27 protein-coding genes are annotated in these 25,326 nt (G+C 44.7%); 11 read left to right on the top strand and 16 right to left on the bottom strand.

Annotation, left to right across the window (positions count from 1 at the left end; genetic code table 11):
• The 9 genes from QZZ22_RS02875 (at position 1) to QZZ22_RS02835 (ending at position 9,310) form a co-directional block, all read left to right on the top strand.
• The gene (locus tag QZZ22_RS02875; RefSeq protein ID WP_292462506.1) at positions 1 to 1,197 is read left to right on the top strand and encodes a hypothetical protein; all 1,197 of its coding nucleotides are present in this window, start codon (positions 1 to 3) and stop codon (positions 1,195 to 1,197) included.
• A gap of 95 nt (positions 1,198 to 1,292) precedes the next feature.
• Positions 1,293 to 1,499, top strand: a complete 207-nt coding sequence (locus QZZ22_RS02870) for a hypothetical protein (RefSeq protein ID WP_292462504.1) — start codon at positions 1,293 to 1,295, stop codon at positions 1,497 to 1,499.
• Entirely contained in the window at positions 1,438 to 1,896 is a 459-nt protein-coding gene (locus QZZ22_RS02865) for a 30S ribosomal protein S15 (protein WP_292462502.1), read from the top strand. Before QZZ22_RS02870 ends, QZZ22_RS02865 begins: the two co-directional genes overlap by 62 nt.
• Positions 1,897 to 2,085: 189 nt before the next feature.
• Positions 2,086 to 3,303, top strand: coding sequence for a bifunctional sugar-1-phosphate nucleotidylyltransferase/acetyltransferase (glmU, locus tag QZZ22_RS02860; RefSeq protein WP_292462500.1), 1,218 nt, complete (start codon positions 2,086 to 2,088; stop codon positions 3,301 to 3,303).
• Between the two features lie 14 nt (positions 3,304 to 3,317).
• Positions 3,318 to 5,150 (top strand): glutamine--fructose-6-phosphate transaminase (isomerizing), encoded by a 1,833-nt coding sequence (glmS, locus tag QZZ22_RS02855; RefSeq protein WP_292462498.1) that lies wholly within the window; start codon positions 3,318 to 3,320, stop codon positions 5,148 to 5,150.
• A 20-nt stretch (positions 5,151 to 5,170) separates the two neighbouring features.
• Complete coding sequence (glmM, locus tag QZZ22_RS02850) at positions 5,171 to 6,472, top strand: phosphoglucosamine mutase (protein WP_292462496.1); 1,302 nt, start codon at positions 5,171 to 5,173, stop codon at positions 6,470 to 6,472.
• The gene (glmU, locus tag QZZ22_RS02845; RefSeq protein ID WP_292462495.1) at positions 6,469 to 7,677 is read left to right on the top strand and encodes a bifunctional sugar-1-phosphate nucleotidylyltransferase/acetyltransferase; all 1,209 of its coding nucleotides are present in this window, start codon (positions 6,469 to 6,471) and stop codon (positions 7,675 to 7,677) included. The genes glmM and glmU (QZZ22_RS02845) overlap by 4 nt, the downstream gene beginning before the upstream one ends.
• Positions 7,678 to 7,757: 80 nt before the next feature.
• Positions 7,758 to 9,047 (top strand): DHH family phosphoesterase, encoded by a 1,290-nt coding sequence (locus tag QZZ22_RS02840; RefSeq protein ID WP_292462733.1) that lies wholly within the window; start codon positions 7,758 to 7,760, stop codon positions 9,045 to 9,047.
• 17 nt (positions 9,048 to 9,064) lie between these two features.
• The gene (locus QZZ22_RS02835; protein ID WP_292462493.1) at positions 9,065 to 9,310 is read left to right on the top strand and encodes a KEOPS complex subunit Pcc1; all 246 of its coding nucleotides are present in this window, start codon (positions 9,065 to 9,067) and stop codon (positions 9,308 to 9,310) included.
• A 32-nt stretch (positions 9,311 to 9,342) separates the two neighbouring features.
• On the opposite strand, the gene QZZ22_RS02830 is transcribed toward QZZ22_RS02835, so the two are convergent.
• The 3 genes from QZZ22_RS02830 to QZZ22_RS02820 all read right to left on the bottom strand — a co-directional run bounded on the left by QZZ22_RS02830 (position 9,343) and on the right by QZZ22_RS02820 (position 11,349).
• A complete protein-coding gene (locus QZZ22_RS02830; RefSeq protein ID WP_292462491.1) occupies positions 9,343 to 9,930 on the bottom strand; it encodes a uracil-DNA glycosylase in 588 nt (195 codons plus the stop codon).
• A gap of 293 nt (positions 9,931 to 10,223) precedes the next feature.
• Positions 10,224 to 10,856 (bottom strand): N-acetyltransferase, encoded by a 633-nt coding sequence (locus QZZ22_RS02825; RefSeq protein WP_292462489.1) that lies wholly within the window; start codon positions 10,854 to 10,856, stop codon positions 10,224 to 10,226.
• Positions 10,857 to 11,172: 316 nt separating this feature from the next.
• Positions 11,173 to 11,349: a hypothetical protein gene (locus QZZ22_RS02820; protein ID WP_292462487.1), complete on the bottom strand. Its 177-nt coding sequence runs from the start codon at positions 11,347 to 11,349 to the stop codon at positions 11,173 to 11,175.
• A 207-nt stretch (positions 11,350 to 11,556) separates the two neighbouring features.
• On the opposite strand from QZZ22_RS02820, the gene QZZ22_RS02815 reads away from it, so the two are divergent.
• A complete protein-coding gene (locus tag QZZ22_RS02815) occupies positions 11,557 to 12,621 on the top strand; it encodes a PRC-barrel domain-containing protein (protein WP_292462484.1) in 1,065 nt (354 codons plus the stop codon).
• A gap of 129 nt (positions 12,622 to 12,750) precedes the next feature.
• On the opposite strand, the gene QZZ22_RS02810 is transcribed toward QZZ22_RS02815, so the two are convergent.
• A complete protein-coding gene (locus QZZ22_RS02810) occupies positions 12,751 to 12,948 on the bottom strand; it encodes a DUF2795 domain-containing protein (protein WP_292462482.1) in 198 nt (65 codons plus the stop codon).
• Between the two features lie 326 nt (positions 12,949 to 13,274).
• On the opposite strand from QZZ22_RS02810, the gene QZZ22_RS02805 reads away from it, so the two are divergent.
• Complete coding sequence (locus QZZ22_RS02805) at positions 13,275 to 14,327, top strand: PRC-barrel domain-containing protein (protein WP_292462479.1); 1,053 nt, start codon at positions 13,275 to 13,277, stop codon at positions 14,325 to 14,327.
• A 71-nt stretch (positions 14,328 to 14,398) separates the two neighbouring features.
• Here the strand turns inward: QZZ22_RS02805 and QZZ22_RS02800 are convergent, their stop codons facing one another.
• The 12 genes from QZZ22_RS02800 to QZZ22_RS02745 all read right to left on the bottom strand — a co-directional run bounded on the left by QZZ22_RS02800 (position 14,399) and on the right by QZZ22_RS02745 (position 25,318).
• Complete coding sequence (locus QZZ22_RS02800) at positions 14,399 to 15,700, bottom strand: GntP family permease (protein ID WP_292462477.1); 1,302 nt, start codon at positions 15,698 to 15,700, stop codon at positions 14,399 to 14,401.
• 364 nt (positions 15,701 to 16,064) lie between these two features.
• A complete protein-coding gene (locus QZZ22_RS02795; RefSeq protein WP_292462475.1) occupies positions 16,065 to 16,682 on the bottom strand; it encodes a hypothetical protein in 618 nt (205 codons plus the stop codon).
• A gap of 10 nt (positions 16,683 to 16,692) precedes the next feature.
• On the bottom strand, positions 16,693 to 17,319 hold the full coding sequence (locus QZZ22_RS02790; protein WP_292462474.1) for a hypothetical protein: 627 nt from the start codon (positions 17,317 to 17,319) through the stop codon (positions 16,693 to 16,695).
• A 121-nt stretch (positions 17,320 to 17,440) separates the two neighbouring features.
• On the bottom strand, positions 17,441 to 17,992 hold the full coding sequence (locus QZZ22_RS02785; protein WP_292462472.1) for a hypothetical protein: 552 nt from the start codon (positions 17,990 to 17,992) through the stop codon (positions 17,441 to 17,443).
• 45 nt (positions 17,993 to 18,037) lie between these two features.
• The gene (locus tag QZZ22_RS02780) at positions 18,038 to 18,661 is read right to left on the bottom strand and encodes a chemotaxis protein CheC (protein ID WP_292462470.1); all 624 of its coding nucleotides are present in this window, start codon (positions 18,659 to 18,661) and stop codon (positions 18,038 to 18,040) included.
• A 26-nt stretch (positions 18,662 to 18,687) separates the two neighbouring features.
• On the bottom strand, positions 18,688 to 19,920 hold the full coding sequence (locus QZZ22_RS02775; RefSeq protein WP_292462467.1) for a DUF3795 domain-containing protein: 1,233 nt from the start codon (positions 19,918 to 19,920) through the stop codon (positions 18,688 to 18,690).
• A 53-nt stretch (positions 19,921 to 19,973) separates the two neighbouring features.
• Entirely contained in the window at positions 19,974 to 20,432 is a 459-nt protein-coding gene (locus tag QZZ22_RS02770; RefSeq protein WP_292462466.1) for a chemotaxis protein CheD, read from the bottom strand.
• 20 nt (positions 20,433 to 20,452) lie between these two features.
• Complete coding sequence (locus QZZ22_RS02765; RefSeq protein ID WP_292462464.1) at positions 20,453 to 21,064, bottom strand: chemotaxis protein CheC; 612 nt, start codon at positions 21,062 to 21,064, stop codon at positions 20,453 to 20,455.
• Positions 21,065 to 21,080: 16 nt separating this feature from the next.
• Positions 21,081 to 21,695: a chemotaxis protein CheC gene (locus QZZ22_RS02760; RefSeq protein ID WP_292462462.1), complete on the bottom strand. Its 615-nt coding sequence runs from the start codon at positions 21,693 to 21,695 to the stop codon at positions 21,081 to 21,083.
• A 51-nt stretch (positions 21,696 to 21,746) separates the two neighbouring features.
• Positions 21,747 to 22,583, bottom strand: a complete 837-nt coding sequence (locus QZZ22_RS02755; protein ID WP_292462460.1) for a protein-glutamate O-methyltransferase CheR — start codon at positions 22,581 to 22,583, stop codon at positions 21,747 to 21,749.
• Position 22,584: 1 nt separating this feature from the next.
• Positions 22,585 to 24,702, bottom strand: a complete 2,118-nt coding sequence (gene pilM, locus QZZ22_RS02750; protein WP_292462459.1) for a pilus assembly protein PilM — start codon at positions 24,700 to 24,702, stop codon at positions 22,585 to 22,587.
• Between the two features lies 1 nt (position 24,703).
• A complete protein-coding gene (locus QZZ22_RS02745) occupies positions 24,704 to 25,318 on the bottom strand; it encodes a chemotaxis protein CheC (protein ID WP_292462457.1) in 615 nt (204 codons plus the stop codon).
• Positions 25,319 to 25,326: the final 8 nt, after the last annotated feature.

Below are 25,326 nucleotides of genomic sequence, written 5' to 3'. Positions count from 1 at the left end.
ATGGTAAAAGTAACAAAAAAAGCGCTCGCTGATAATGAAAATGCATTCTCTTCAAACCTGGACTCACTTTTGTTCCTTACACTTGTATCCATGTCTGCGATAATACTCATGCCAGCTATCATGGCCGAATATCAGTACCTGTCTGCAGGCTATGTGTCCCAGCAGGACACTGACACACTGCTTCTAAGCTCTATGCTTAACAGCAGGAGCGGGGAAGTGGAGTATATTTACAAACCCGGAGAACTTGCCGGCCTCAACATTTCCCTTCCTCCCGGATCCATGTTAAGGGACGCCGAAGAGACTTTGTATGGGAGGCAGCAGAGACATCGCACATTTGCAGACCTTGTTGCCGAGGACCTTATCCTTGGATTGGCTATAAGTGAAAATAGTAGCAAGGTGTTTCTCAATCCCATGGCAAAGATGCACCGCCCTATGACGGAAGAGGCCATAAGGAATTACCTTGATTCACGCATCGGCGGGCGCTATCATTACAGGTTTGAAGCTCACTGGTATCCTGTGAGCGGTTACACTACAGGCAGTGATATCGAGATTGGAGAGCCTGTACCCATAGATGCCTTCAGGCAGGGGAGCAGGGTATCACTACCGCTGGCTTCCTCACCTTCATATAGTGAGATATTTGATTCCATGAATATCACTACTTTTATGGATGCAGTTAATTCATCTGATCCTTCAGCACATTTGCATGAAGGATATAACAAGAGCATTGAAACCGCATCGATGTCCGCGGCAGAGACTATCACTTCGGTAATCTTTCCTGCGGATTACCTGCTCTCTCTAAGTTCAATGCAGAGCAGTTTCAAAAGCGAGCAACTGGCGCTCATATCAAGTCCGGCGAATGGAAATACGCCAAACCCTGAATATCTGGTGGCCATTCACAGTATCAACCATACAGTTAATGGAGTATTTGGCCTGAACGTTACCCTTCCCGAGGCGAACCAGATGATTGGGGTGAATGTAGTGGATGATATCGAGAACAGCCTGATACAGTCTAACAGTGCTATGATCTCGACATGCCTTAAAGAGGAGATGCAGCCGGAGATAGAGAGAACGATATCAGAAATATTGAACTCCACAGACCCGCATGCCAGGCTTGAACTGCATGAGAGTCAGATGCAATCCATTTTCAGCAGGGTGAATAATGGAGGCACAGACATGATATTGTACCTGTGGCAGTAGATCAGATACCTGAAATATAAGAGATGAAAGAAGGGATGAAAGCAGGAGTGTCATTAGGAGCCAATCACAACATATATATTTGATAATGCTTTTTTATGAGCACTTCGCCCATTACATCTGACATCCGCACAATCAGGTTCTCCTGTTCGTTCAACATGCCTGAGAACTGCGGTAACCACAAGAACAAATCATATCTTAATAAGGATTCAATCAGAATTATAGTTATCAGGAGGAATTTGCATGGCAAAGATGCACACCCGGAAGAAGGGACAATCGGGATCCACAAGGCCGCTTCGTACTGAGCCGCCAGTATGGTCCACTATGAGTGAGGAAGAGATCACAAAGGTCATAATGGACATGTGGAAACAGGGAGTTAGCACAAGTGTGATTGGAATGACACTCAGGGATAAATATGGAGTCCCGGATGTCAAGTTAGTCACCAAGAAGAAACTTGGTCAGATCATAAAAGAGAAGGGAGAGCATTCCGCTGTTCCTGAAGACCTGTACAATCTTATAGTAAAGGCAATAGGTATCAGGAAGCACATTGTAGGTAACCACAAGGATGTCCACAATAAACGCTCCCTTCATAATACAGAAGCAAAGATCAGAAGGCTGGTCAAGTACTACCAGTCCACAAAAGTTCTCTCTGCAGACTGGAAATACAAACCAGAAACCGCAGAGATGCTGATCACAAGATAAACAGTACATATAAATTTGTATCGAAGTCTGGCCAGCAGGCCGGACTCAATTCTTATTTTTACGGTCCTTTATTCATTTTAAGTTGCTCTGATCTGGAGATGATTCTCTTTTCCAAAAGACAATGGCCCTTATTCAATGACCTGCTGTTCAAGGCAAGTTATAAATTGTTTTAAAGAGCAATAGTATTCCATGAAAGCTGTTGTTCTCGCGGCCGGGGAAGGTAGAAGATGTCGTCCGCTTACACTCACAAGATCAAAGGTCATGTTGCCGGTAGCAAATAAGCCAATTCTGGAACATGTAATAAACGCACTAGCTAAAAACGATGTTCAGGACGTCATCCTCATAGTAGGATATGAAAAAGAACGCGTAATGGACTATTTCGGCGATGGGGGCGAGTTCGGAGTCAAAATCCGCTATATCGAACAGAAGGCACAGATCGGGACAGCACATGCCATACTGAAGGCCCGGGATATTATAGACCCTGAAGACGAGGTCTTTCTGGTTGTCAACGGAGACAATATCATTGAACCTGATACTATCCATGACCTTTTGAAAAGCGCTGGTGGAGACGCAACAGTCCTGGCGTGCAAGAAAGAGAACGCCACCGGATACGGAGTCATTGTCGTTGACGGGCAACGTGTCAAAAAAATAGTTGAGAAACCTCAGCATGTGGTCAGCCATCTTATCAATACAGGCATTTATCTCTTCAGGCCGCAGATATTTGAGATAATAGAAAGAACCCCCCTTACGCCCACAGGAGAGTATGCTATCACGGACACTATCCAGATAATGATAGACGAAGGCATGAAGGTTATCATGGCTAACACATTCTCCGACTGGCTTGACGCTCCTTACTCATGGGATCTTTTGAAGGCGAACCCGATAGTCCTTGGGGAGTTCCAGCAGAACCTGGAAAATGGTACAGTTGAAGAAGGTGCTATGGTCAAAGGGAGCGTTTCCATAGGCAGCAATACAACTATTCGTTCAGGGTGCTACATTGTAGGCCCCGTGGTGATTGGGGATAACTGTGATATCGGCCCGAACACGGTCATATTACCTTCAACTAGTATAGGGAACAATGTTTCGATTGCCTCATTCACACAGATTCAGAACAGCATAATAATGAGCGATGTCCGTATAGGAACACATTCATCTATTTCTAACTCCGTGATTGGAAGTAACATCACGATAGGTTCGCATTTCGTCACTGAGGAAAAAGAAAAGCTCATGATAGAGATAGAAGGCAGCCTGCACTCGGCGGACAAACTTGGGACGATCATAGGCGATGACACTGAAATAGGCAGTAATGTACTTGTAAGAGCAGGGATTATGATATATCCGAATTGCCGGATAAACTCGGGCAAGTTACTAACAGAAGCACTGGCTCAAAACTCACTTGTCATATAAAGGAATGGGGTAAAATGTGTGGTATAATAGGGTATGTTGGCAAAGAATTAGCCGCACCGCTCTTACTGGAGTCGCTGAAGAGGCTCGAATACAGAGGATATGATTCTGCAGGGATCACAGTCCTCAACAGCACGATCGAGACATACAAGGCAGTAGGGAGAATAGCAGACCTGGAATTAATCCTGCCTGCTGAGATAATAGCCAACGTGGGAATAGGCCATACAAGGTGGGCCACCCATGGGAAACCAGAAACAAGAAACGCACATCCGCATATCTCCTCCGGTGTTTCGGTAGTACATAACGGGATTATCGAGAATTATCTGGAGCTAAAAGAAAGGCTCATGGGACTAGGATATGTGTTCGAATCGGATACGGACACTGAGGTTATCGTCCATCTGCTCCATCACAATATGAACAATGGCAGCGATAGCATTGATCTGCTTGCATCGATGCGCAAAACTATAGGGGAGCTAGAAGGTTCCTATGCCATAGCGGCCCTGTGCTGCAACGAGCCTGACAGTGTGGTTTTTGCCCGCAAGGACAGCCCGCTTGTGATAGGGATTGGTGAAACCGGGAATTATGCAGCTTCAGATGTAACTGCATTCCTGAAACATACAAAAAATGTCATTTTTGTCAGCGACCATGAGGTAGGCTGCATACACCCTGATGCTATCAGAATATACGATCATGATGGTAATCTGCTGGAGAAGCCGACAGAGGTAATTGAGTGGGACCTTGAGGCTGCCGAAAAGTCGGGCTATGAGCATTTCATGCTTAAAGAGATACATGAACAACCCACATCTATCCAGAACACCTTTGCAGGAAAACTGATGGAGCTTGAAGGCACTGTCAAAATGGATGAACTGTATCTTAGTCCCGAGCAGATCAAACACTTGCGCAGGGCTACGATAATTGCTTGCGGGACATCATGGAATGCCGGCATACTCGGAAAATACCTTTTTGAAAAACTTGCAGGCATTCACACAGATATCGAAACAGCCTCAGAGTTCAGGTATGGGAACCCCGTGCTTTGCGGAGAGGAACTTACCATTGCCATCACACAGTCTGGAGAGACCGCAGATACACTTGCGGCCGTAAGAAGCTCTAAATCCTACGGATGCAGGACAGTAGCCATCACCAATGTTGTAGGAAGCACTATAACAAGAGAGTCAGATAGCGTGGTTTATACACGTGCCGGGCCCGAGATAGGTGTTGCAGCCACAAAGACCTTCACTGCACAACTGATTACGCTCTACATGCTTGCCATCCATATGGGGAGAATAAGGGGAGTTATCACAGCTGATGAAGCAAAGAACCTAATCGTGAACCTCAAGCGTCTTCCCGGTCAGATACAGAAAATACTCAGCAAAAAAGAGAAGATAAGGGAATGTGCCGAGCAGTTTGCTGACAAGAGGGATTATTTCTTTATCGGACGCTATCTCAACTACCCTGTGGCCCTGGAAGGAGCCTTGAAACTCAAGGAGATCTCCTATATCCATGCTGAAGGATACGCTGCGGGAGAACTGAAGCACGGCCCTCTTGCACTCATTACAGAAGAAACGCCCGTAGTTGCCATTGCCACCAAAGGGCATACTTATGACAAGATACTCAGCAATATCAAGGAAGTAAAAGCCCGCAGCGCTGTTGTGATAGCTGTTGCTAATGAAGACGATAAGGAAATAGAAAAGTATGCTGATGTAGTGCTAAGGATCCCTGCCTCACATGAAATGACATCACCTGTGCTCTCTTCCGTTGTACTCCAGCTGCTGGCATATTATACCGCACTTGCAAAGGACTGCTCCATCGATAAGCCAAGGAATCTTGCAAAGAGCGTCACTGTTGAATGATGTAATTACGGAGGCATTTAATGAAACTGTTCGGTTCTTCAGGTATAAGGGGAGTTACAAATAAAGAAATTACAATTGACCTCGCCCTTAAAGTTGGCATGGCACTTGGAAAGTCAAAAAAGAATGCAGTCATTGGGAGAGACCCGCGGGTTGCAGGCGAGATGATAGAGCATGCATTGATCAGCGGGCTTTCCAGTTCCGGATGCAGAGTTGTCCGTGTGGGTATCGTGTCAACTCCCACACTTGCATATGCTGCACGGGATTATGACTGTGGGGTTATGATAACGGCATCTCACAACCCGGCAGAATATGTAGGGATCAAGCTATGGAATCCTGATGGCATGGCTTTTGATTCAAAACAGCAGGAAGAAATAGAATCAATTATAGAGAATGAAGACTTCGTGCGTGTGAGGTGGGATAAGACGGGCAATATAACATCACACGATAGTGCCGTCAGGGAACACATGGACATGATCCTGAAGAATGTCGGAAGAGCATCTATGAGAGTTATCCTCGATTGCGGCTGCGGGGCAGGAGGCACCATCACTCCCTTCCTTCTCAGGGAGATGGGATGCGAGGTCATCACACTTAATAGCCAGCTCGACGGACATTTCCCCGCACGCAACCCGGAACCCAATGAAAAGAATCTTGGATTACTTAGGAAAGCAGTAGTTGAGTTTGATGCCCGTCTGGGAATCGCCCATGATGGCGATGCTGATCGGATGATGGCTGTTGACGAGAAAGGGAATTTTGTATCAGGCGACGAGATGCTTGCCATCTTCGGGCACTGCGAGTGCAAAGGTGGAACCAAGGTGTGTGTACCAGTAGATACTTCTCTTGTGGTCGATGACGCCCTTGAAGGCTCGGAGATAATAAGGACAAGGGTCGGTGATGTGTATGTAGCTGAAGAGATGAAGAAACACATCACCGAATTCGGGGGAGAGCCTTCAGGAAGCTGGATATTCCCAAGAATGTCCTATTGCCCCGACGGAATATATGCTGCTGCCAGACTTGTTGAGATAGTCCGGGAAACGAAGCTCTCACAGCTCAGGGAAGCACTTCCTCAGTACCCGACTCTCAGGGGCACTATCCCCTGTACAGACTGTGCAAAAGAAGGAGTTATGGAAGCGATCAAGTCAAAACTTCAACCCATGGGAGAGGTTTCTGATATTGACGGAATCCGGGTTGAGATGGATAACGGCTGGGTACTTGTCCGGCCTTCGGGAACCGAGCCTAAGATACGTATCACTGCCCAGGCAAGGGAGAATGTGGAAAAACTGTATGCAATGGCAGAGGATATAGTAAAGGAGAGCCTTAAATGAAAGCAGTGATTCTTGCTGCTGGCGAAGGTACAAGAATGCGACCTCTCACGGCATCCAGGCCGAAGGTGATGCTTCCGATAGCTAACAAGCCAATGATGGAGCACACCATAGATGCAGCTGTCAAAGCCGGAATAATGGAATTTGTTATCATCTCAGGTTATTGCGAGGATTCGATAAAGGATTACTTTGGTGATGGCAGCAGAAAAGGGATACGAATAGAATATGTGCATCAGGATGCTCAACTTGGTACTGCCAATGCCATCGGATATGCTAAAGGTCATGTTAATGGAAAATTCTTGGTTCTCAACGGGGATATGCTGATAAGTTCCGAACATATCAGACACCTGATATCCATAGATAAGGATGCAGTCATCACCGTGAAAGAAGTCGATGACCCATCCCACTTTGGAGTTATAGAAACAGAAGGTGACAGGGTTGTAAGGATAATCGAGAAGCCCCAGCACCCGCCAAGCAACCTGGCCAATGCCGGCATATATCTTTTTACAGACGCTATTTTCGAGTTTATAGCAAGGACGCAGCTATCCTCAAGAAAAGAGCTTGAGATAACTGACTCAATGCAAATGATGATAGATAGCGGCTGCAATGTCGGTTATGAGATACTTTACACGGACTGGATAGATATCGGCAGGCCCTGGGACCTGCTTGATGCCAACAAGGTGCTGCTCGGGAACATAACAGGCCTGTGTGAAGGCACTGTAGAACCCTACGCTACCCTGCACGGAGAGGTCGTTATCGGCAAGGGCACATTGATCCGCAATGGATCCTATATTATTGGTCCGGTTGTGATTGGTGATGATTGCGATATCGGACCTAATTGCTTTATCAGGCCATCCACTTCGATTGGTAATAATGTCCATATAGGCAATGCAGTGGAAGTCAAGAACAGCATCATCATGGACGACACCAAAATAGGACATTTGACTTATCTTGGAGACAGCGTCATCGGGTTCAAATGTAATTTCGGCGCCGGTACAAAGATAGCGAACCTGAGGCACGACGGAAAGAGCATCAAATGCTCTGTTAAAGGCACGGTAGTGGATACCGGCAGGAGAAAGCTCGGGGTCATCATGGGTGATGATGTGCACACAGGTATCAATACCAGCATCAATGTAGGCATGATGATGGAAGCTGGCAGTTACAGCCGTCCCGGAGAAATTATGACGCCGGGCAGGAAAACTAATTAAACTCTTTAATATTTATTTATCTATTGATCTACTGAGTGATACCATTGAACTTTAACGTCGAGACCCAAAAACTGAATGACATGGCCAGGCAGGCAGCTGATGTAATAGAGGACCATGAATATGTACGGGTCATATCCCATAATGATGCCGATGGGCTCACCTCTGCAGCTATCATCTGCCAGGCTCTTCTTAGAAAGGGTATCCGCTTCCATACCACTATTGTCCCGAGGCTGGACAGTTCCGTGGTGGATACAGTGAATGCAAGTGCCGGTGAAAAAGATCTGGTAGTTTTTTGTGATATGGGAAGCGGGCAGTCCGATATACTTTCAGGATTAAAGAACAGTATTGTTATCCTTGACCATCATGTGCCGGTTGGTGACTCGCCAGCCAAGGTAGTTGTAAATCCTCATCTTGCAGGAATAGATGGAGCAATGCATATCTCTGCCTCTGGAACCACCTATCTGGTGGCAAAAGCACTCGATCCGGCTAATGTGGACCTCGCAGGTCTGGCTATAGCAGGCGCTGTAGGAGACAAACAGTTAATGGACACCGTGAACGGCACCATCCTCAAGGAAGCAACGGATGTGGGTGTAGTGTCGGTCAGGAAAGGGTTGAGGATTGGGGATGGAAATATAGCGGACGTTCTTGAATACACTCCCGAGCCATATCTCGATATAACCGGTGACAGGCAGAAAATAGATGATTTTCTGGGCATCCTCGGACTGCAGGGGAACATTAGCGAACTTTCGGACGAGCATATGAGGAAACTGGCATCAGCCGTTGCCCTCAAGCTGGCAAAAAAATCAACTTCCGAGGCTGTAGACGCCTCCATAGGGGATGTGTACTATCTGAACAAAGAAATTGTTAAGAATGTCTATGACATGGTGGCTATTCTCAACACTTGCGGCAGAATGGAAAAAGCCGGCATGGCTCTCTCTATTGGTATGCGGGATAAGACACATCTTGAAGAAGCTAGGAAAATGGCAATAGGATACCAGCGCTCCATAGTCGGCAACATCAAGGTCGCCAGTGATATGCTCCGTACCGGACAGAACATAGGCTATCTGATCACAAAGGACATGGAGTCCACAGGAATGGTTGCAAGCACCATGGTCAGGTACATCAATCCTGACATGCCTTTTGTGGCTGTGAATCAGGTTGAAGAGATTGTCAAAGTCTCTGCAAGGGGTACAAGGGCGCTGGTCACAAAAGGTCTTGACCTTGCTTTCGCCCTGAGGGAAGCTTCAAAGGCAGTAGGTGGAGAAGGAGGGGGCCATAATATAGCATCCGGGGCTTCAATACCCCCTGGTACGGAAGAGCAGTTCATCAGCAAGATTGATGAGATAGTGGGACAGCAGCTCGGGAAATAATGGGGAGCATAGTGCACATGAAAATCCAGACCACCATCGAATTCATTGATGAAGATGCATCCCGGACAACTGAGAAGGTTATAAAGTCACTAGCACCGGACAATCTCGCCAGCATGCATACTGAAGTATGCAGGGGGAGTGCAAGGATCTGTATCTCAATGGAAAAGATCAGTTCGCTTATAGCAACTCTTGACGACTTGCTCATGAACGCAAAGATTGCGGAAGAAGTGCTGAATGAAGCGGAGAAATACAAAGCAAAGTAATGTGGGAATGAGAAAAGGGAAACGGGAAGTAATTATTCCCATAGCTGCCTGTTCTTATCTATGAGTGCTTTTTGCTCTTCTATCCTTGAACGCTGGTATATCATGGCTGCCGGGTGATAGATCTTTACTATGCTGATACCGTCGGATACCTTCGGGATGCCCCACTCAAGTTTCTTGCTCCGGCAGAAGGCTTCCTCTGCAGTATTACCAAGCAGGATGATGACCTGCGGGTCCAGCATTTTTATCTGAGCCATCAGGAATGGGCGGCACATCTCAATCTCACCTTTCAGGGGCTTGCGGTTGTTCGGAGGACGGCACTTCACAGCATTGATGACCGCATAATCATCATCTGCCAGGCTCATGTATTCTATCATCTCATCAAGTTTCTTCCCGGCCCTTCCGGTGAAGGGGATGCCGGTCATATCCTCGGTCTTGCCCGGAGCCTCACCTATGAAAAGCACCCGGGGAGTACGGGAGCCTTTCATTATCACGGGATTAGTGGCTCCTTCACGAAGGGCGCAATCCGAGCATTGCAGGATTGACTCTTCCAGATGTCCAAAACCTGCATTGGTCATTTCCTCAACAAGTGCGGAAATATCAGTGCCTTGTACTTTTCCCATATCCTTTCCTCATTTTACTCCTGACCGTACCTCAAGTAGCATTGTGTGTACATAGATGAACTCAATTAAAAGGATAACTCCAGGAGTAATGGAATGTTCGATTCTGATAATACGTACATAGAGGGGTTTGACGCGCTTTATACAATTGATTGATCAAAAAGGAAGTCTATTATAGTCATAAGGATGGTGTTGATGCCATCTTTACATATAATTGAATTTCGCAGTGTCTAAAAGCCTGCGGTAACTTTTCTTAACCTGTTACTAAGTTTTCTCACAAAACCAACAAAAGCGGCTTACATATAAGGAGCCGGAAAAAGACTATTATGTAATTCATTATGAGGTTTTGGATTGTTATCGAGCTTTATTTCCATTCTATAACACTCTTTTCCAGGGCCACAAACATCCATTACTTTTCCTGTTATCTTAAATCCCACTTTTTCATACAGGCTGATAGCAGGTTGATTGTCTGCTGCAACATACAATACAATGCGATCAATTGAATTCAATCGCATCTCAAGTATGCTCTTTTGCAATAGCTTGACACCGATACCCTGTCTTCTGCACCTGTCATCAACTGTGAATGAATACAGGGTGGCTGTTTTTCTCAGTCTGGCAAACGATAATGATGGGACTATGTAATACAGGCAGTATCCTTTGACTTCGTTTTTTTCTGTATATACGTAAGTAGTTCTCTTGAAAAACCGTGCATACTTTGTGAACCTTTTTTCGTTTATCTCTGTAAAATTTTCATTATAAAGTCTCAGGACATTCTTAAGCATTTCATCGCTTACATTGGTGACATATTTGTCTGATATCCTTAACCAATGTTGAGTGGCAAGGCTGCCCAATACCAGCTTTGTTGCTGTTACAGACTGTCTTTTGCCAACATGAAGTTTCCAGAGAAATCCTTTCACAATTGATATCATGGTTCTGACAAGTTACGTATTATTGTTTAGAAACCGGTGAACATAGCCGCGTTAACGGCGTTATGACTGTCTATATCATTATTGCTTTAAAGCATTTACGACAATATGTTTAGGAGCTATATCATTTGATCCAATGCTAGGGCTTATTTCTGTTAATACTGCCTGGTAAGTACAGCTACGAGCAGTAAGTCTATATTTATTATGAATCTTCATCTGAATTTGGGAGGCTATGCTTATCCCTTTCTTTAATTAGATTTCATGGGACCTATATTGCACATATTATGAGGTAGTTATCCATACTTTCTTGGTTCTTTTACTACTTCCTCTTACAAAGACTTCCTGAAAGTATTATGCACATTATTGCTCCGGCTCCGTATATAGGCATTAGCTGGAGGAAATATTCCGTCTCTCTCAGCGTGAATGCAGAAGCAAAAATGACCGCTGCCCATATCACGGCAATGGCGATAACTGTCCGGTTGCATTTCGTAATCATACCTTTCTTTAATGCTATCGCCATTTTAAATATATATTCCGACCAAACCCGTTGTCAGAATTATGTATGGAAGGAGGACTTTTTAGAGGTAGATGCTTTCGTTCTTTAGTTCTCATATTTCGCAATACTTAAATAAGCTCCAGTCCCATATTACTTGGGGTAGGCAATATATTGCCTCATATTGAAAATCAAAGGGGAGTGATAACTGTGGCTGTGCCAGAGATGTTGTCAATTAATTCAATGGAAGGAGATAAAGTAGTAAATGAGAAAGGCGAGAAGCTTGGAGATATAAAAGACATAATGATCGATATGCAAACAGGGTCTGTTGCTTATGTTGTGCTGTCTTTTGGTGGTTTTTTAGGCCTCGGAAATAAGTTATTTGGTGTCCCTCTTGAGGCTATGAAGAAAAAACCTGATGAGCATGCTTTCATTCTTAATGTCGATAAAGAAAGGCTTGAGAATGCTCCGGGATTTGATAAAGACCATTGGCCTGGGACAGCATCGGGTGAGTCTTATCAGGATTATGTCATAAGTGTCTATGATCACTACGGATATGAATGTCCTTACAGGGAGCGTATATACGGAGAAGCCTTGGGATCCAGGGACCGGAGTGAGGAAGCCAGTGGCAGGACCATTGAGGGCATGGGAGGCATTACTGAAAAAGGGAGGACCCTCACGGAATATGGGAACAAGGACCTTGAGGAATCCGGTGGCAGGACACTGAAGGCACCGCGCAGAAAGACCACGGAAGAAGAAGTTCTGGCCCGCGATCAAGCAGCATGTGCTACAGCAGCCGGGGTAGAGACTTCCCGTGTGAGGACCCGTGAAGTAAAGGCTGGTGAAGTGCAGACCGATATATATAGTATATTGACAAATGAGCATGACAGAGTACTGAACCTGTTCGATGAGGCCATTAATAACCGCTCAAAGGACACTTTTATGCAAATAAGGGACGAACTTAACTCTCACATGAGTGGGGAGGAAGAAGTTCTTTATCCTGTATTAAGAGACAGGGACAGGACTCATGATGTTGCTATGGAAGGCTATCAGGAACATCATGTAGCAAAGCTGCTGCTCTCGGAACTTGAAGTCATGGATGAGAAAAGTGACATGTGGGTACCTAAGATGAAGGTGCTGAAAGAGACTGTCAGGCATCATGTGAAAGAGGAAGAGAAGCAGATGTTCCCTGGTGCACAGGACGAGATGAGTGAAAGTGAATCCCGGGAAGTTGCACAAAAATATCTTGATTTCAAGAGTCACCACCGGACTTGATATTGGGTTTTCTACATCCCTTAATTCAAAAACAATATATTTTAAAAGCCGACCGGCATTGGCCGGTCGGCCACATATGCTTTATTTCTCATTCACAACCTTTAGCTGTACATAAGACAGCTGAAGGTTTTACTTTCCTGAGAACTCTTTGCTGAGTTCCGCTGCAGTATTATATTTCCTATCTGAAATCTGTTCCAGATCGGCCATAACATCTTTGGAAGCTTTGTGGTCTTTGGCGTAGTCTATGACTTCATCCTTTTCTTTAGGATAGTCTATGCCTTTCAATGCTTCCTGCACAGCAGCAACGTTACTTTTCAAATATCTCACCCCCCTGTTTATTGGAAGTATTTACCTCCATATTCCTTTGGGTAACCACTAATATAAATAAGTACTTAAATAATAAATTGGCACAAAAATAGTTAGAGGCATATTGAAATTCTGTTTCTTATGTATACTACAAACGGCTTTTCAGTTATTAAACATAACATGTAGAATAATTATATCCATTGTATAATCTATGTGCTTACTTAGATGTAGGTGAAAACAATTTACCTGCCTTGTGCTTCGCAATTCTTAAATAAACTCGGGTCCCATATTAACTAGGTGAGGTAAAATGAACTGCCTCATACCGAATTTAAATGGGAGTGTTATATGTGGCTGTGCCAGAAGTAATATCTGCTACTACTATTGAAGGGGATAAGATTGTAAATGAAAAAGGTGAGGATCTTGGAAACATAAAAGATATAATGATCGATCTGAAGGATGGATCTGTATCTTATGTTGTGTTATCGTTTGGTGGCTTCCTGGGACTCGGGGACAAGTTATTCGGAGTGCCATGGAAGGCAATTCACAAGGATCCGGGCGCTCACAATTTCATCTTGAATGTTGACAAAGAAAAGCTTGAGAACGCTCCCGGTTTTGACAAGGATAACTGGCCAGGGACAACAGATGAATCCCACCGTGAATATGTGACAACCATTTATGACTACTACGGCTATGAACAGCCCTCCCTGAGAAGAGGAAGTATGGAGGAGACGAGGACCCGTTCTCTTGAGGAACCTGTGGTCATGTCTGGTAATGAATATGAAGCAGGGGCCAGAAGCAGAAGTGATAAGGATGAACCAGCAACTATGGGCGCAGAAGAAACAATGGCTGCATCACGCCAGGGAGAGATCATAGGTGCCGGTACTACTGCCGGCATGGCTTCTGAAAGGACCACTGAAGTGAAGGAAGGCAGCATCACCCGTGAAAGTTACCCGAACACACACCGGGAGATATACCAGATTCTCAAGGATGAACATGACAAAGTGTTGAGCATGTTTGATGAGGCTATCAGGAATGGCTCAAGAGATACCTTCATGCAGATAAAGGATGAGCTTGACACACATCTGAACGGAGAGGAAGAACTTCTGTATCCGGTGCTTAAGGGTGAGAACAGGACACATGATATCACCATGGAAGGCTATCAGGAACACCATGTTGCGAAAGTCCTGTTATCAGAACTGGATTCAATGAGTGAGAAAGATGAGATGTGGATTTCCAAGCTCAAGGTCCTTAAGGAGAATGTGAAGCACCACGTAGAGGAAGAAGAAAAAGATATGTTCCCGGCTTCCAGGAATGTCCTTAGCGAGCAGAAGGCAGAAGAGCTTGCAGAACAGTATCTCGCCTTCAAGGACAAGTATAGAGCTGCTCACGGCAGAAGATGATCGGTTTTATCTGACCAGAAAATAAGGGGATAATAATCCCCAAACCTCTTTTCTTTAAAAAAGCTTCATACTCAATAAAATAAGAAGTAGATTATACTGGTTATTGCCATGCTGGCGATTCCCATAACTATTCCTCCCATAGTATACGTCTTCAATATTTCAGGTGTTTCCATATCAGCAAGGTCCCCCAATATCCAGAAGAAGGGGTCATTAAAGTGAGAGATAAGGAATGTTCCGGAAGCCATGGAGAAAAGCACTATCTCGGCAGGCAATCCAAGTTGTGGCATAATAGGTATCACTAATGCTGAAGCAACGAACAATGTTACCATTCTTGAACCCTGAACTGTCTGGATGGCTGCTCCAATAAGAAATGGTATGAACAGGGCAGGTACGCTTGAAGTAATCAACATATTGCCAAGTGCTTCGCCAACACCTGCCAGTACGAGAGTTGCTCCGAGAGCTCCGCCCCCGCATATATCCAGCATTACCAGCCCACTCCTGCGAATACCTTTTTCGACCCATGCCCGCACATCAGCGGCAGCGAACTTCCTGGTTGGTAATACCATTGCAACCACAGCCCCGGACATCAGTGCCATGCCTGGGTTCCCTATAAAATAGAACACATCTGCATGTGTGGTGATGCGCATAAGGATAAGTACAACCGGAATGATGATAGGTGCATAGCATGCTACCCTGGTGGGAAGAAGACTCACCACAGCAGGATCCTTTGCAGGAGTTTTGTATCGGAAATAATCTTCCTTTATGTTCATTTTGAATACTTTCATGATATAAAGATACCCTACCAGTGACACAAGCACAGCAATCAGGGCCCCGGCGATCAGTACCCTTAGTGCACTTATTTCAGTTGTGGGACCTACATCTCTTACAAAAGCGTAAATGCCGGGTGAAGGATATACCAGGCCGAAGGAGACCATGGTCCCCAGTGCCAAAGCACCTTCTGTCACACCTTTTTTCAGGTTGAGCTTCTCGTTCAGGTCTTTGGCAACAGGGAGGAAAATGATAAAAGCCAGTATAAGGCACATCATGGGAACTGCAAACATGAATCCCAGCAGGAAGAGCGCCAGTATTGGTTTTTTGAATATTTTGATGATGTCATCTGCTATTATCGAGGTTGCACCGCTTCTCTGCAGTATCACTCCGATTATGCTTCCGGCAGTAACGACGATTGCAAATTCTGCAAAGATACTGCTCATGCCTGCCGTGATTGCATCCATTGTTCCTTCAGCCTCGCCTGCAAGCAGACCCACCAGCATAGAACCGGCAATCAGGCTAAGGAAAGGGTGCACCCTCAAACGTGCGGTTAGGATTAAAATAAAAATCAAAGCTACTATGAAAATGGTTATTGGCCCCATTGATACCCCATCTATTCTAACTTACGCTATATTATTTAAAGCAGATGGCTATCCAAAAAAGTTGCTATTTTTGCACTAACGCAAACCTTCCCCTGGTATAGCATCAGTAGAGCAGGAAGTATATCATGGCTGTCTGGCCAAAGACCCTGCCATGCCTGTGGAAATAGCATCCATTGTCCCTTTAGCCTCGCCTGTAAGCAGATTTCCAGCAGCGAGCCGGCAATCAGGATAAGGAACGGAGATATCCTTAATCGTGCAGTAAGTATAAGGATGAATACCAGTGCAATAAAAAAAATTAGAAGCGGATTTGTTGTTTGGAATAGCCTTAAGTATTTTTTTTACTTAAAGCCAGCCCTTAAAAAAGTTAACGGGAACTTCGCTCTTCCACGTACAAGAGGTAAAGGCAACTGTTTTCTCTCATCTCCATGAACCCCTGGGTCTCGGAGATGCCTGCCTTTTCAAGTAAGACCTTCTTCCAGGATTCAGGAGGAAGTGCAATATCACCTGTATACGCTTTGGCGCCTATCTGGGCATATTGCAGGGGTTTGCCATCTATCTTGATTCTTTTTGCCACTTCTTTCCTGTAGGTCTGATGCATCATGCATGCACTGTGGGCTGCTGATGGCTGTATCGTGTGATTGTAGTGGTCTGTGGCCTCAACATGCACAGGATTGAAGTTACCTATGCGTTTGATATACTCCCTTATCGCCTTGGAGAACGGGCATATGTTGGTGACGAACCCGTATTTGCTTATCTGCTCTATACTCTCAAAGGATGAGAATACAGATTCCCCACTGGCAACAGCTTTTGCAAAATCGTCCCATGTCTCGTATTCTTCCTCAGGTACGGACTTGGCGAGTGATTCAGCCTGGCCGACCATATAATTGGTAAAACCTTCCACTCCCTGTTTATCTGAGATATCCTCAAAGAACAGGAAGACGGAAACATCAACAAACGGATTGGATTCAATGTTCTCTGCCATATTATCACCCTTAATCGACTACTTCCTCACCTGCGCTCTTTCCCTTTACTATGATAGCGAACACGCAGGATGCACTGCGGAGGATACTTTTGATGTGACGCTCGTCCACATTTATCCTCGCAAGATTCTCAGGTACCATTTTTACATCTCCTGTCATGCCTTTGTTTGCAAGCTGCAGGCATTCAAGGGCCTGTTTAGCGACTGTGACATTATTGGCCGCTATCTCCCTGAATCTCTGGTGAGTGATACAGTAATTGGAAACCGCTGAATCCCTTATGCGGTTATTGTAACTATCGGCAACGTCGGTGTCTGAATCGGGAATTGGCCCTATCCTGGAGATGTATCTTCTCATTGTAGGTGCCATAGGGCAGGTCTTCAGTGCATAAACATATCCTATAACATCCCCGTCCTTGTCAATAATGGCAAGATCGGTAAGTACGTTAACTTCTCCTTCTACGGTAAGGGATGTCCTTCCCTCTTTCATTGCCACGTTAAAGGCAGGCCAGCCTACATAAGCTTCTTTGCCCATCCTTTCGGCATAACTTTCACCTACACGGAGCCAGTATTCTACAACACCTTCCGTTCCTGCTTTGCTGACCATATCATCAACAAGTGAATATATTGCAATGTCCATCATGGCTATGGTTCTCCTTATTAGTCTCGCACCATTCTATCTAAATATACTATATTTATATATTAATTGCACTGATTGCTTTTATTCTTTACCATTGAATTATGTGGATTATATTAAAATAGTATTATTTTTTTGACCACTGGTATTCCGGGTTCCCCGGATAGAGCATGGCAGTCGTCATATTATCATCAGATATAACCTTCTCTGCTTCTTCAACAGAGCCCACAACTATTTCGAATACATCCTCTCCTGTTACATTATAACTGAGAAACAGCTGTCCGTTCACTGAACTCAGGAGTTGGACAAAATCCTCTCCCGTAGCAGCGATACCATTTTCAGGACCCAGTTGGCTTTCCGCAATCCATCTGCACAGTTCCACCTGTGCATCATCTTCTCTTAGGGGCGTATCAACAGATGAAGTGCTTCCATGTGCCGGGACAGTGCTTGTAACAGTGACACTCTTCGGGTGATCTTCAGTACATACAGTCGTGTAATGTTCTTTTTTCTCCGGGAACTTACCCCTGCTACGCTGTGAACTGTTCTTCCTGTGTAAATGGTTTTCTTTTCCCTTCCCGCCATCTCTGGCCAGGACATGTAACATCTTTACGAAAGATGTCCCATGCTCCCTTTTTTCGGGTAACGCCTTTTCAAGGTGTTGTATCCATTGGTTTTTCATGCAGGATCGGTTTTATGATTGTTTTAGTTTTTACTGGTTATCTGATCAGGAGAGCATTTTTCCGATTGACTCCCTTAATCTATCCAGAGAAGCCGGGTCAAGCAGGAGGAACATGTCCCCGTAGATAGTGTTGAGCCCTTTTCCATCGCCAGCATCATGGACCATAAACATCGTTTCAATATTCAGCAACTCTTCAGGTTCGTTTTCGATAAGTGAAGAAGCCTTTTTGAGAACATTCAGTATTGGCCCTATGGCAATTTCAGGGGCTCTATGGCTTACTTCCATATCAAGGAAAGAGGTAAGTGCACCTATATAGGAACCTGCAAGGATATTTCCAAGCTCGGAAAGTGCGGATTCGTGCATTGTAGGATCATTGACCTGTTCAGAATCTCCAAGCATAAGACTGCTCAGAAGCACAGCATTATTAAATTCAAACAGGAGCAGGGCAACGCCCCTGAGTTCACCTTCTATTCTTAACATGACCCCTGCCATTGTGATAGATTCGGGAATCAGCATAGAGACTTTTTCCTGCTGCAGCATTCCTACGTCAGATAGATTAAGTCTTACGTTGCGGTTCACAAGTTTTGAAAGGGATGTTGTTGCATTCCCCATCCCTATGCTTCCGATCTCTTTGAGCGCATCAGTCTCGAAACTGTTCAATATATCCATGATCCTCTCTACCTCCGTTATGGCTTCTATTGCAGTCCGCTGGCCTGCATTTCCATTCCTTCGTTTTGCTCCATGTAGAACTTCTCTCCTACATAGAAACGAATATACTCCTCCCTGCCGCCTTTTGCGATACGTATTCTGGAATGGGTGATATCTGCAAGATTGAGGAAAAGTCCTTCGAATCTGGAAACAATTTTTTCATCATGCGCTGGTTTATTGAGAAGGCCTATAAGAGTTATCTCACTGGCACTGAGCTTTTCTACCATTTTGGATACGAACTCGTAGGTCTCCGTTTCCCCCTCACTAACAATAAGATGTGTAAGAGGTTCAAATATGATAGTGCAATCTTTGGGTAACTTGCTTGTGAGGTCAAAGAATTTGTCAAGCTCGGTAGCTGGCAATTTAATTATTCCATTGTCCTCTGAAATTGTTTTTACTGTAGATGAGATCTCAATGAACTTCATAGCACCTACATCCATGAGGTCGGCCAGCTTTTCCCTGTAAAGGTTTGTCCGTGGCTGGGTAGATACAAGTACCGTATTCACAGTCTCTCCGTACAACCTCAGGCAGATCTCAATAACTGCATCCTCATATCTCATATGAGGAACGTATTCAAGCAAAGTAGATCTTTTGAATAGGTTGGCAGTTTGTTCAAATTCTGCAAAAATCCCTGCCCTGTCACTCATGGGACATTTATCGATCTCTCTTTCATACTTGATGCATGTATCCACTACATCGCAGTCCATGCATGAGGTCATGCCCTTATCAACAACACACTCATATATCAGGCATTTTTCTTCTGCATGCTTGTTCTTAGCAACGCATCCCGGGCATTCTTCATTTTCATATTTATCGCAAAGAGAACATTTCTTTGAACATGCTGATTTTACCATCTGGTTCTTCTGGAACACCATGCCTTCAAGAAGGAAATCCCCTAACTTCTCTCTGGGTATAGTTCTGAAAGCAGTGAACATCATAAAACCTGCAGCTGCAAATATACTGGTATATACCGCACTCCAGAAACCCAGATAGATAAGAATTGTCTCAGAGACCGTGGGGTCTGGTATACTGACTGCCACAGAAGGAAATACGGATGTTGTTATGAGGAATATGGCTGTCAGTGCAAGCAACAGCCATGCGATGGACCCTTTCTTTGTTTCATAATATATCCTGACCCAGAAGTATATCGCGGCTATACCTGCTGAAAGTGAGATAGAGATGAATAGAATATATACTAATGTAATATCCGGGGTTAACATTTTGGTGCCACCTTAATTCCTCATAAGATCATGATGTTATTTATATCTAATAATTAATATATTTTTTGCCCTTTTAGAGCACTTTTAACAATAAGCTGGCCATTATCCGTATCCAGGATTATTGTACGTCCATAGTTCTCGCCCGTATCTTCTGCAACCAGCGGGATTCGAAGTTTTTTCAGGATCTCCTTGGTTGCAGTAACATTCCTCTCTCCTATATTGAGCTGGGCATTTGAGCTGAAGGAGAACATTCTGGCTCCTCCTGCGATCTTAGCTTTGATAGTACTCTTTGCAGCACCTTCTTTTACCATACATTCTACAAGATAAGGTATGCCTGTATCAGCAAATTTTGCAAGGTTATCCTTGGCTCTTGCATTTTCTATACTTGGAAGCATTACATGCACCATTCCGCCGACACAACTGTTTTTATCGTACATGGCAACACCTACGCACGACCCCAGCCCGAGGGTCGTTATCTTAGCAGGTTTTTTTGCTACCGCGCTGTCTGCCATTCCTACGATTATCATGATGTTCAGATACGCATTTTGTTGATCCTGTCAAGGATAGTCTTCATGGAGGCTGCATCCAGCAGCATGTACATGTCACCGCTGAGGCTATGGTACTCGTCCTCAGCTTCAATCTCGAACAGGGCGGTCAGCCCAATTATGTGATCTACTTTTCCGTTCAGATATTTTCCACATTTCTTCAACAGGTCACCAGGGCTTCCTTCTGCCAAAACGGGTAGTGAAGGTGTTACTGACAGGTCCAGGAACTTTGAAAGAGCAGTACAGTAGGTGCCTGCCAGGATATTTGCCACTTCAATGACAACTGAATTCTTCATATAGGGGTCATTCTCGTATTCTGTACGCGCAAGCATCATGTTTGATAGCACTTCAGAATGCCTTTCATCCAGCACGAGTATGAAACCACCGTTCATGTCACCTATAATCTTGACTATGGCTCCTATCTTGTTATGCTCTTCATGGTCGGTAATACAGTCTGGATCAAGAGATGTGAGCTCAGAGGCGCTGACCTTTATCGTTTTCCCGATAAGTTGAGAAAGAGCTGTGGTAGCGTTTCCCATGCCAATGTTCCCAATCTCATTAAGCGCGTCATAATAAAACTGGTCAAGTATTATTTTCATATTCTACCTCCTTTAATCATACCATATCATTGATTCGTGTAAGTATCCTTTCCATTGATTCAGGATCGAATAATGTGAGCAGGATACCTTCCATCCTGTTTCCTTCCATTGTGAAGAATGTATCAAAGAGAAATGTATACTCCACGTTCTTACTCATCTCAATAAGCATCTGGTCCATGATGGCGCCGAGCATGTCATAGGTCTGCATTGGAGGTGAGATCCTGAAATCAAGCCCAAGGAATTCGGAGAGGGAGCTCACGTAGGAGCCTGCCAGGATGTGGCCCACTTCCTCTATCAGGGACTGGTTCATAGCACTCAGGATATCGGGAGTTTCTTCTCCGGTGATGGTTGTGCATATTGTCTCGGCAGTTTCTCTGGATAGCAGCATCATAATGTAGCCGTTAATGTCCCCATCGAGATGCATGATTACTCCTGAAACCACAGTATCAGCGCCGCCTGCTTTCTCAGGTACTTTCTCTATCTTCTCTATCTTTAGTTCCGGAACTTCTATGCTGATCTGCTTGCCTATCATTTTTGAGAGGGAAGTCACAGCATTGCCTACGCCGATATTAACTATTTCTTTCAATGCACTGGCCTGCAGTTCAGTGAGTTCATCCATCCTGCCTATCATATGTTTTCCTCAGTATCCGTTTTTAATTTACATGGCCCTGATCGGACCCGGCTATTTACAGTATATCCTTTCCTTTGCGTTGAAAGGCTTGAACCGGTCTTTGGAAGGGCCAAGGAGTGTCTCCGTTTTTCCCATGACAAAAAATCCGTTCTCATTCAGTCCATCGTAAAAGTCCATGTACAGCTTTTCCTGCAGTTCTTTCTCAAAATAAATAGTGACATTCCTGCAGAATATGATGTCAAATCCCTTGATCTTAGGGCCTGATATCATGTCATGGGGCTTGAAATGTGTCATCTTTTTCAGTTCGTCTATGATATGGTACTGGTTTCCCTGCTTTACAAAATATTTTTCAAGGAACGCAGGACGCACATCTTTCATTTCAACATCGCTGTAGACACCCTGCTGAGCCTGCTGAAGGCTCGCCTTATCTATGTCAGTGCCCGTTATCGATATATTGTACCGTCTGATCGTATTTCCCAGAATGTGGTCCATAAGCATTGCAATGGAATAAGCTTCCACTCCTATAGAGCAGCCGGCACTCCATATTTTTATGGATTTGAGAGGGCTTGTACTTTTAGACTTGATCACAGCAGGGAGCACTTCTTTTTCGACGATGTCATATACTTCCGTGTTACGGAAGAAATTCGTGACATTAACAGTTAACGTATCCATGAGGATAGTACGTTCATCAGCATTCTCTTTCAGGAGCCTGACGTAATCTCCATAGTTCTTCGAGCCAGAAGCTCTCAGCCTCACGTCTATTCTTCTTTTAAAATGGGAATCCTTGTAGTACTCACAATTAAATCCGAGTTTGTCTTTGATCAAATTCTTGAGCATTACAAAATCGGTATCCTCTTTTGTAACATGTTTCTCAGCAGTCTTAAGCATTTTAAACCTCCTGGAATTCTATGCTAACTTTGTTTCCCTCTCTCAATGGTGTTGTAAAGCGAGCGGGGGTGCCATTCACAAACAGCTTGATGTTCTTTCCGACAAGCTCCTCTCTGTTAATGTCCATAAACTCAAAAAGATCTGAAAGGATTGGGTTTTCATCAGGCCCTTCTTTAATTGTTATATCATCGCCGTCGAACACTCTTTCAGAAAGCTCTGCTTTCCTTCCATTAACAATTACAGAATTATCGTGACCGTTGAATGTCACTTTTTCACCATTAAGAATCACGCTGGTACTTTTCCTGCTCGCGGGCATATCAAATATGTCAGCAACTGTCCAGATAGCTTCATTTTTGCATATCTGTACCTTATCCCCGCTCTTGATGATTATATTGGAAAGATCGGCAGACTTTACTGCAGTCCCGTTCAGCCGGATTAATAATTGAGTCCTGTCAAGAAGCTTTGGCCTTCTATTTACAGTGACCTGTATCTTATCTGTGACATCATTACCTGTTCTATGAAGCACTTCTTCCAGTGTAGCGGGTTCGATAATGACTTCTGCCCTGTCGGGTACGTTCTCCTCAGGCGGGACTATTTTCCCATTTACCAGAACAGAAATCATTTGTCTTGTCGCTTCATCATTGACAGTAACATCCGTAAACAGATCCATTTCCATTTTAGATATGAGCTCTCTGACAGTTATGCTTGCACCCCTGCCATCCGAAGGTGGTTCAAACTCTATTCTGGAACCCTTTCGGACCGGATCCCCAAGGTTGGCCTTTTTTCCATCCAGCAGGACAGTGGCATGCTTGCCGGCATCTCCTTCAATTGTGATGAACTGAGAGTTCACTTTGAGAGTAAGGGCAAGTCCGGGACGCGGGTAGAGTCTTTTTATGTGTGTGGCTACAAGGGCGTCCATTACTGAGAGGCCATTCAGTGCCATTAGATGGACTGGTGTGTTATTGACTGTCAGGTCTGTAAATTCGATACCCGTCTTTCGGATAGCTGTCAGGGCTATACCAAGAGGCGTTATCATATCGGCGCCTGTAACCTTGCTTGTATTATCCCTGAATGTCTCTATCATTGCAGGAAGGCGTGCTCCTATTCTCTGTACCGGAACTCCGAGGTGCACTGAAAGCCGCTCTTTGAGCATAACTGTCTGTGACCCTCCTCCGACGAGGACGACTGCACGTGGAGGCTTTCCATTTATTGCGAGTATCTCGTCCGCTATATGCAGGGCGAGTTTGTCTATTTCACTGCCTACGACAGAGATAATTTCTGTGGTCTTTATGCTGGTGACATTACCAAAAAAATCCTGCATCTCTATTATGTCACATGCGGAAATCCTTTGCTTGATCTCCTCGCCCTTTTTAAAATCGACAAGGTAATGATCACAAATGAAATCCGTGATCTCGTCACCTGCTTCTGCAACCATGCCATAGCCTATGACCGTTCCGTCATTGGTTACAGCGATATCTGATGTGCCCGCCCCTATATCCACAAGTGCTATGTTCAGTTTGCGCATATCCAGAGGGATGGCAACACTCAGTGCGGCTATGGGTTCCAGAGTTATGCTTGAAACTTCCATATCACATCTGGCAAGCACGGCAAACATACTGTTAACAACGGCTTCAGGCAGAAAGGTTGCAAGAACCTCAATTGAAATTGAGCTTCCACTGTGTCCTTTTATATTTGAGATCCGCTGTCCGTCAAGTTCATACCCGATAACTGAATAACCTACACAGTTAAACCGTTCGCCAGAATCGATTTCAGCGCTGGCTCTTGCCAGGGCTTCAAACTCGATCTCGGACACATCATTATCACTTATCTCCCTGTAGGGCAGGTCGATTGACACTTTTGCTTTAGATGTTCTCAGGGCCCTGCCGGCAACTGCCACGCAGGCCCGTGTGAGCTTATAACCGATCTCTTTTTCGAGTTCGGTTTTTACTTTTCTTACGACCTCTGCAACCTTGTCCACATCGTGGATCTGTCCGTCATGCATACTGCGTTCTTCATGTTCGCATATGCATGCGGCTTTTACTTCCAGAGGCTCTCCTTCAACAATGAGCCCCACAACAGTCCTGGTACCTATATCCAGGGCAAAGTGGGAGTTGCTCATTTCATCCCATCATCTTTTTCATGATTGCAGCCATTATAACGTCACTTGCTTCAGGTTCGAACAGCATGTTGAACTCATTCCTTGAGTTTGTGGATGGTATATAGCATTCTCCTTTGACAACTATGAATTCGTCAGCAAGTTGCCCTATCTCCTTTTTGATGAACTCAGTCACACCTTCCATATTCACATCCATCCGGGGATCTCCGATCGCAAGGTTGATCCCGAGAAACTCATTGACCACACGCATGTATGAGCTACAGAGACGCACTCCCATTTCACGAAGCTTGCGAATTTCCATCTCTTCTATCTTTGTGGTAGTCCCTATTGACTTCTTTAAAAGAAGGTCAGAGAATGAAAGTGCTGAGAATTTTGGTAAAAGGATCAGAGTGCCTCCGGTCACATCTCCTGAGATATTGAGATGTATTCCTACAACACTCTTCTGCTTTCCATTGGAAGCCCGGGAGATTATCTCATCCAGTGATAGCATTTCTACAACAGGGATGTCTATCTTTACCTCTCTGTTTACCATTTTTGAGAGAGAAGTTGCCAGATGACCCATTCCTATATTCCCTGCTTCCTGGAATGCTCCTTTTGTCATTTCGTCCATTTCAGTCATTTTATACC

This window comes from Methanolobus sp. (assembly GCF_016278365.1).
GTDB lineage: Archaea > Halobacteriota > Methanosarcinia > Methanosarcinales > Methanosarcinaceae > Methanolobus.
This window is presented reverse-complemented; position numbering and strand designations above follow the sequence as displayed.

What these genes read in the sequence shown, in the direction of transcription:
- QZZ22_RS02760 (WP_292462462.1), bottom strand. Translation starts at nt 21,695, where the DNA reads ATGATAGGCAGGATGGATGAACTCACTGAACTGCAGGCCAGTGCATTG.
- QZZ22_RS02825 (WP_292462489.1), bottom strand. Translation starts at nt 10,856, where the DNA reads ATGATATCAATTGTGAAAGGATTTCTCTGGAAACTTCATGTTGGCAAA.
- QZZ22_RS02780 (WP_292462470.1), bottom strand. Translation starts at nt 18,661, where the DNA reads ATGGATATATTGAACAGTTTCGAGACTGATGCGCTCAAAGAGATCGGA.
- pilM (WP_292462459.1), bottom strand. Translation starts at nt 24,702, where the DNA reads ATGAGCAACTCCCACTTTGCCCTGGATATAGGTACCAGGACTGTTGTG.
- QZZ22_RS02830 (WP_292462491.1), bottom strand. Translation starts at nt 9,930, where the DNA reads ATGGGAAAAGTACAAGGCACTGATATTTCCGCACTTGTTGAGGAAATG.
- QZZ22_RS02870 (WP_292462504.1), top strand. Translation starts at nt 1,293, where the DNA reads ATGAGCACTTCGCCCATTACATCTGACATCCGCACAATCAGGTTCTCC.
- QZZ22_RS02840 (WP_292462733.1), top strand. Translation starts at nt 7,758, where the DNA reads ATGGCCAGGCAGGCAGCTGATGTAATAGAGGACCATGAATATGTACGG.
- glmU (WP_292462495.1), top strand. Translation starts at nt 6,469, where the DNA reads ATGAAAGCAGTGATTCTTGCTGCTGGCGAAGGTACAAGAATGCGACCT.
- QZZ22_RS02745 (WP_292462457.1), bottom strand. Translation starts at nt 25,318, where the DNA reads ATGACTGAAATGGACGAAATGACAAAAGGAGCATTCCAGGAAGCAGGG.
- QZZ22_RS02875 (WP_292462506.1), top strand. Translation starts at nt 1, where the DNA reads ATGGTAAAAGTAACAAAAAAAGCGCTCGCTGATAATGAAAATGCATTC.
- QZZ22_RS02820 (WP_292462487.1), bottom strand. Translation starts at nt 11,349, where the DNA reads ATGATTACGAAATGCAACCGGACAGTTATCGCCATTGCCGTGATATGG.
- QZZ22_RS02770 (WP_292462466.1), bottom strand. Translation starts at nt 20,432, where the DNA reads ATGGCAGACAGCGCGGTAGCAAAAAAACCTGCTAAGATAACGACCCTC.
- QZZ22_RS02755 (WP_292462460.1), bottom strand. Translation starts at nt 22,583, where the DNA reads ATGCTTAAGACTGCTGAGAAACATGTTACAAAAGAGGATACCGATTTT.
- QZZ22_RS02765 (WP_292462464.1), bottom strand. Translation starts at nt 21,064, where the DNA reads ATGAAAATAATACTTGACCAGTTTTATTATGACGCGCTTAATGAGATT.
- QZZ22_RS02775 (WP_292462467.1), bottom strand. Translation starts at nt 19,920, where the DNA reads ATGTTAACCCCGGATATTACATTAGTATATATTCTATTCATCTCTATC.
- glmU (WP_292462500.1), top strand. Translation starts at nt 2,086, where the DNA reads ATGAAAGCTGTTGTTCTCGCGGCCGGGGAAGGTAGAAGATGTCGTCCG.
- glmM (WP_292462496.1), top strand. Translation starts at nt 5,171, where the DNA reads ATGAAACTGTTCGGTTCTTCAGGTATAAGGGGAGTTACAAATAAAGAA.
- glmS (WP_292462498.1), top strand. Translation starts at nt 3,318, where the DNA reads ATGTGTGGTATAATAGGGTATGTTGGCAAAGAATTAGCCGCACCGCTC.
- QZZ22_RS02790 (WP_292462474.1), bottom strand. Translation starts at nt 17,319, where the DNA reads ATGATGGACATTGCAATATATTCACTTGTTGATGATATGGTCAGCAAA.
- QZZ22_RS02835 (WP_292462493.1), top strand. Translation starts at nt 9,065, where the DNA reads ATGAAAATCCAGACCACCATCGAATTCATTGATGAAGATGCATCCCGG.
- QZZ22_RS02785 (WP_292462472.1), bottom strand. Translation starts at nt 17,992, where the DNA reads ATGAAAAACCAATGGATACAACACCTTGAAAAGGCGTTACCCGAAAAA.
- QZZ22_RS02865 (WP_292462502.1), top strand. Translation starts at nt 1,438, where the DNA reads ATGGCAAAGATGCACACCCGGAAGAAGGGACAATCGGGATCCACAAGG.
- QZZ22_RS02795 (WP_292462475.1), bottom strand. Translation starts at nt 16,682, where the DNA reads ATGGCAGAGAACATTGAATCCAATCCGTTTGTTGATGTTTCCGTCTTC.
- QZZ22_RS02800 (WP_292462477.1), bottom strand. Translation starts at nt 15,700, where the DNA reads ATGGGGCCAATAACCATTTTCATAGTAGCTTTGATTTTTATTTTAATC.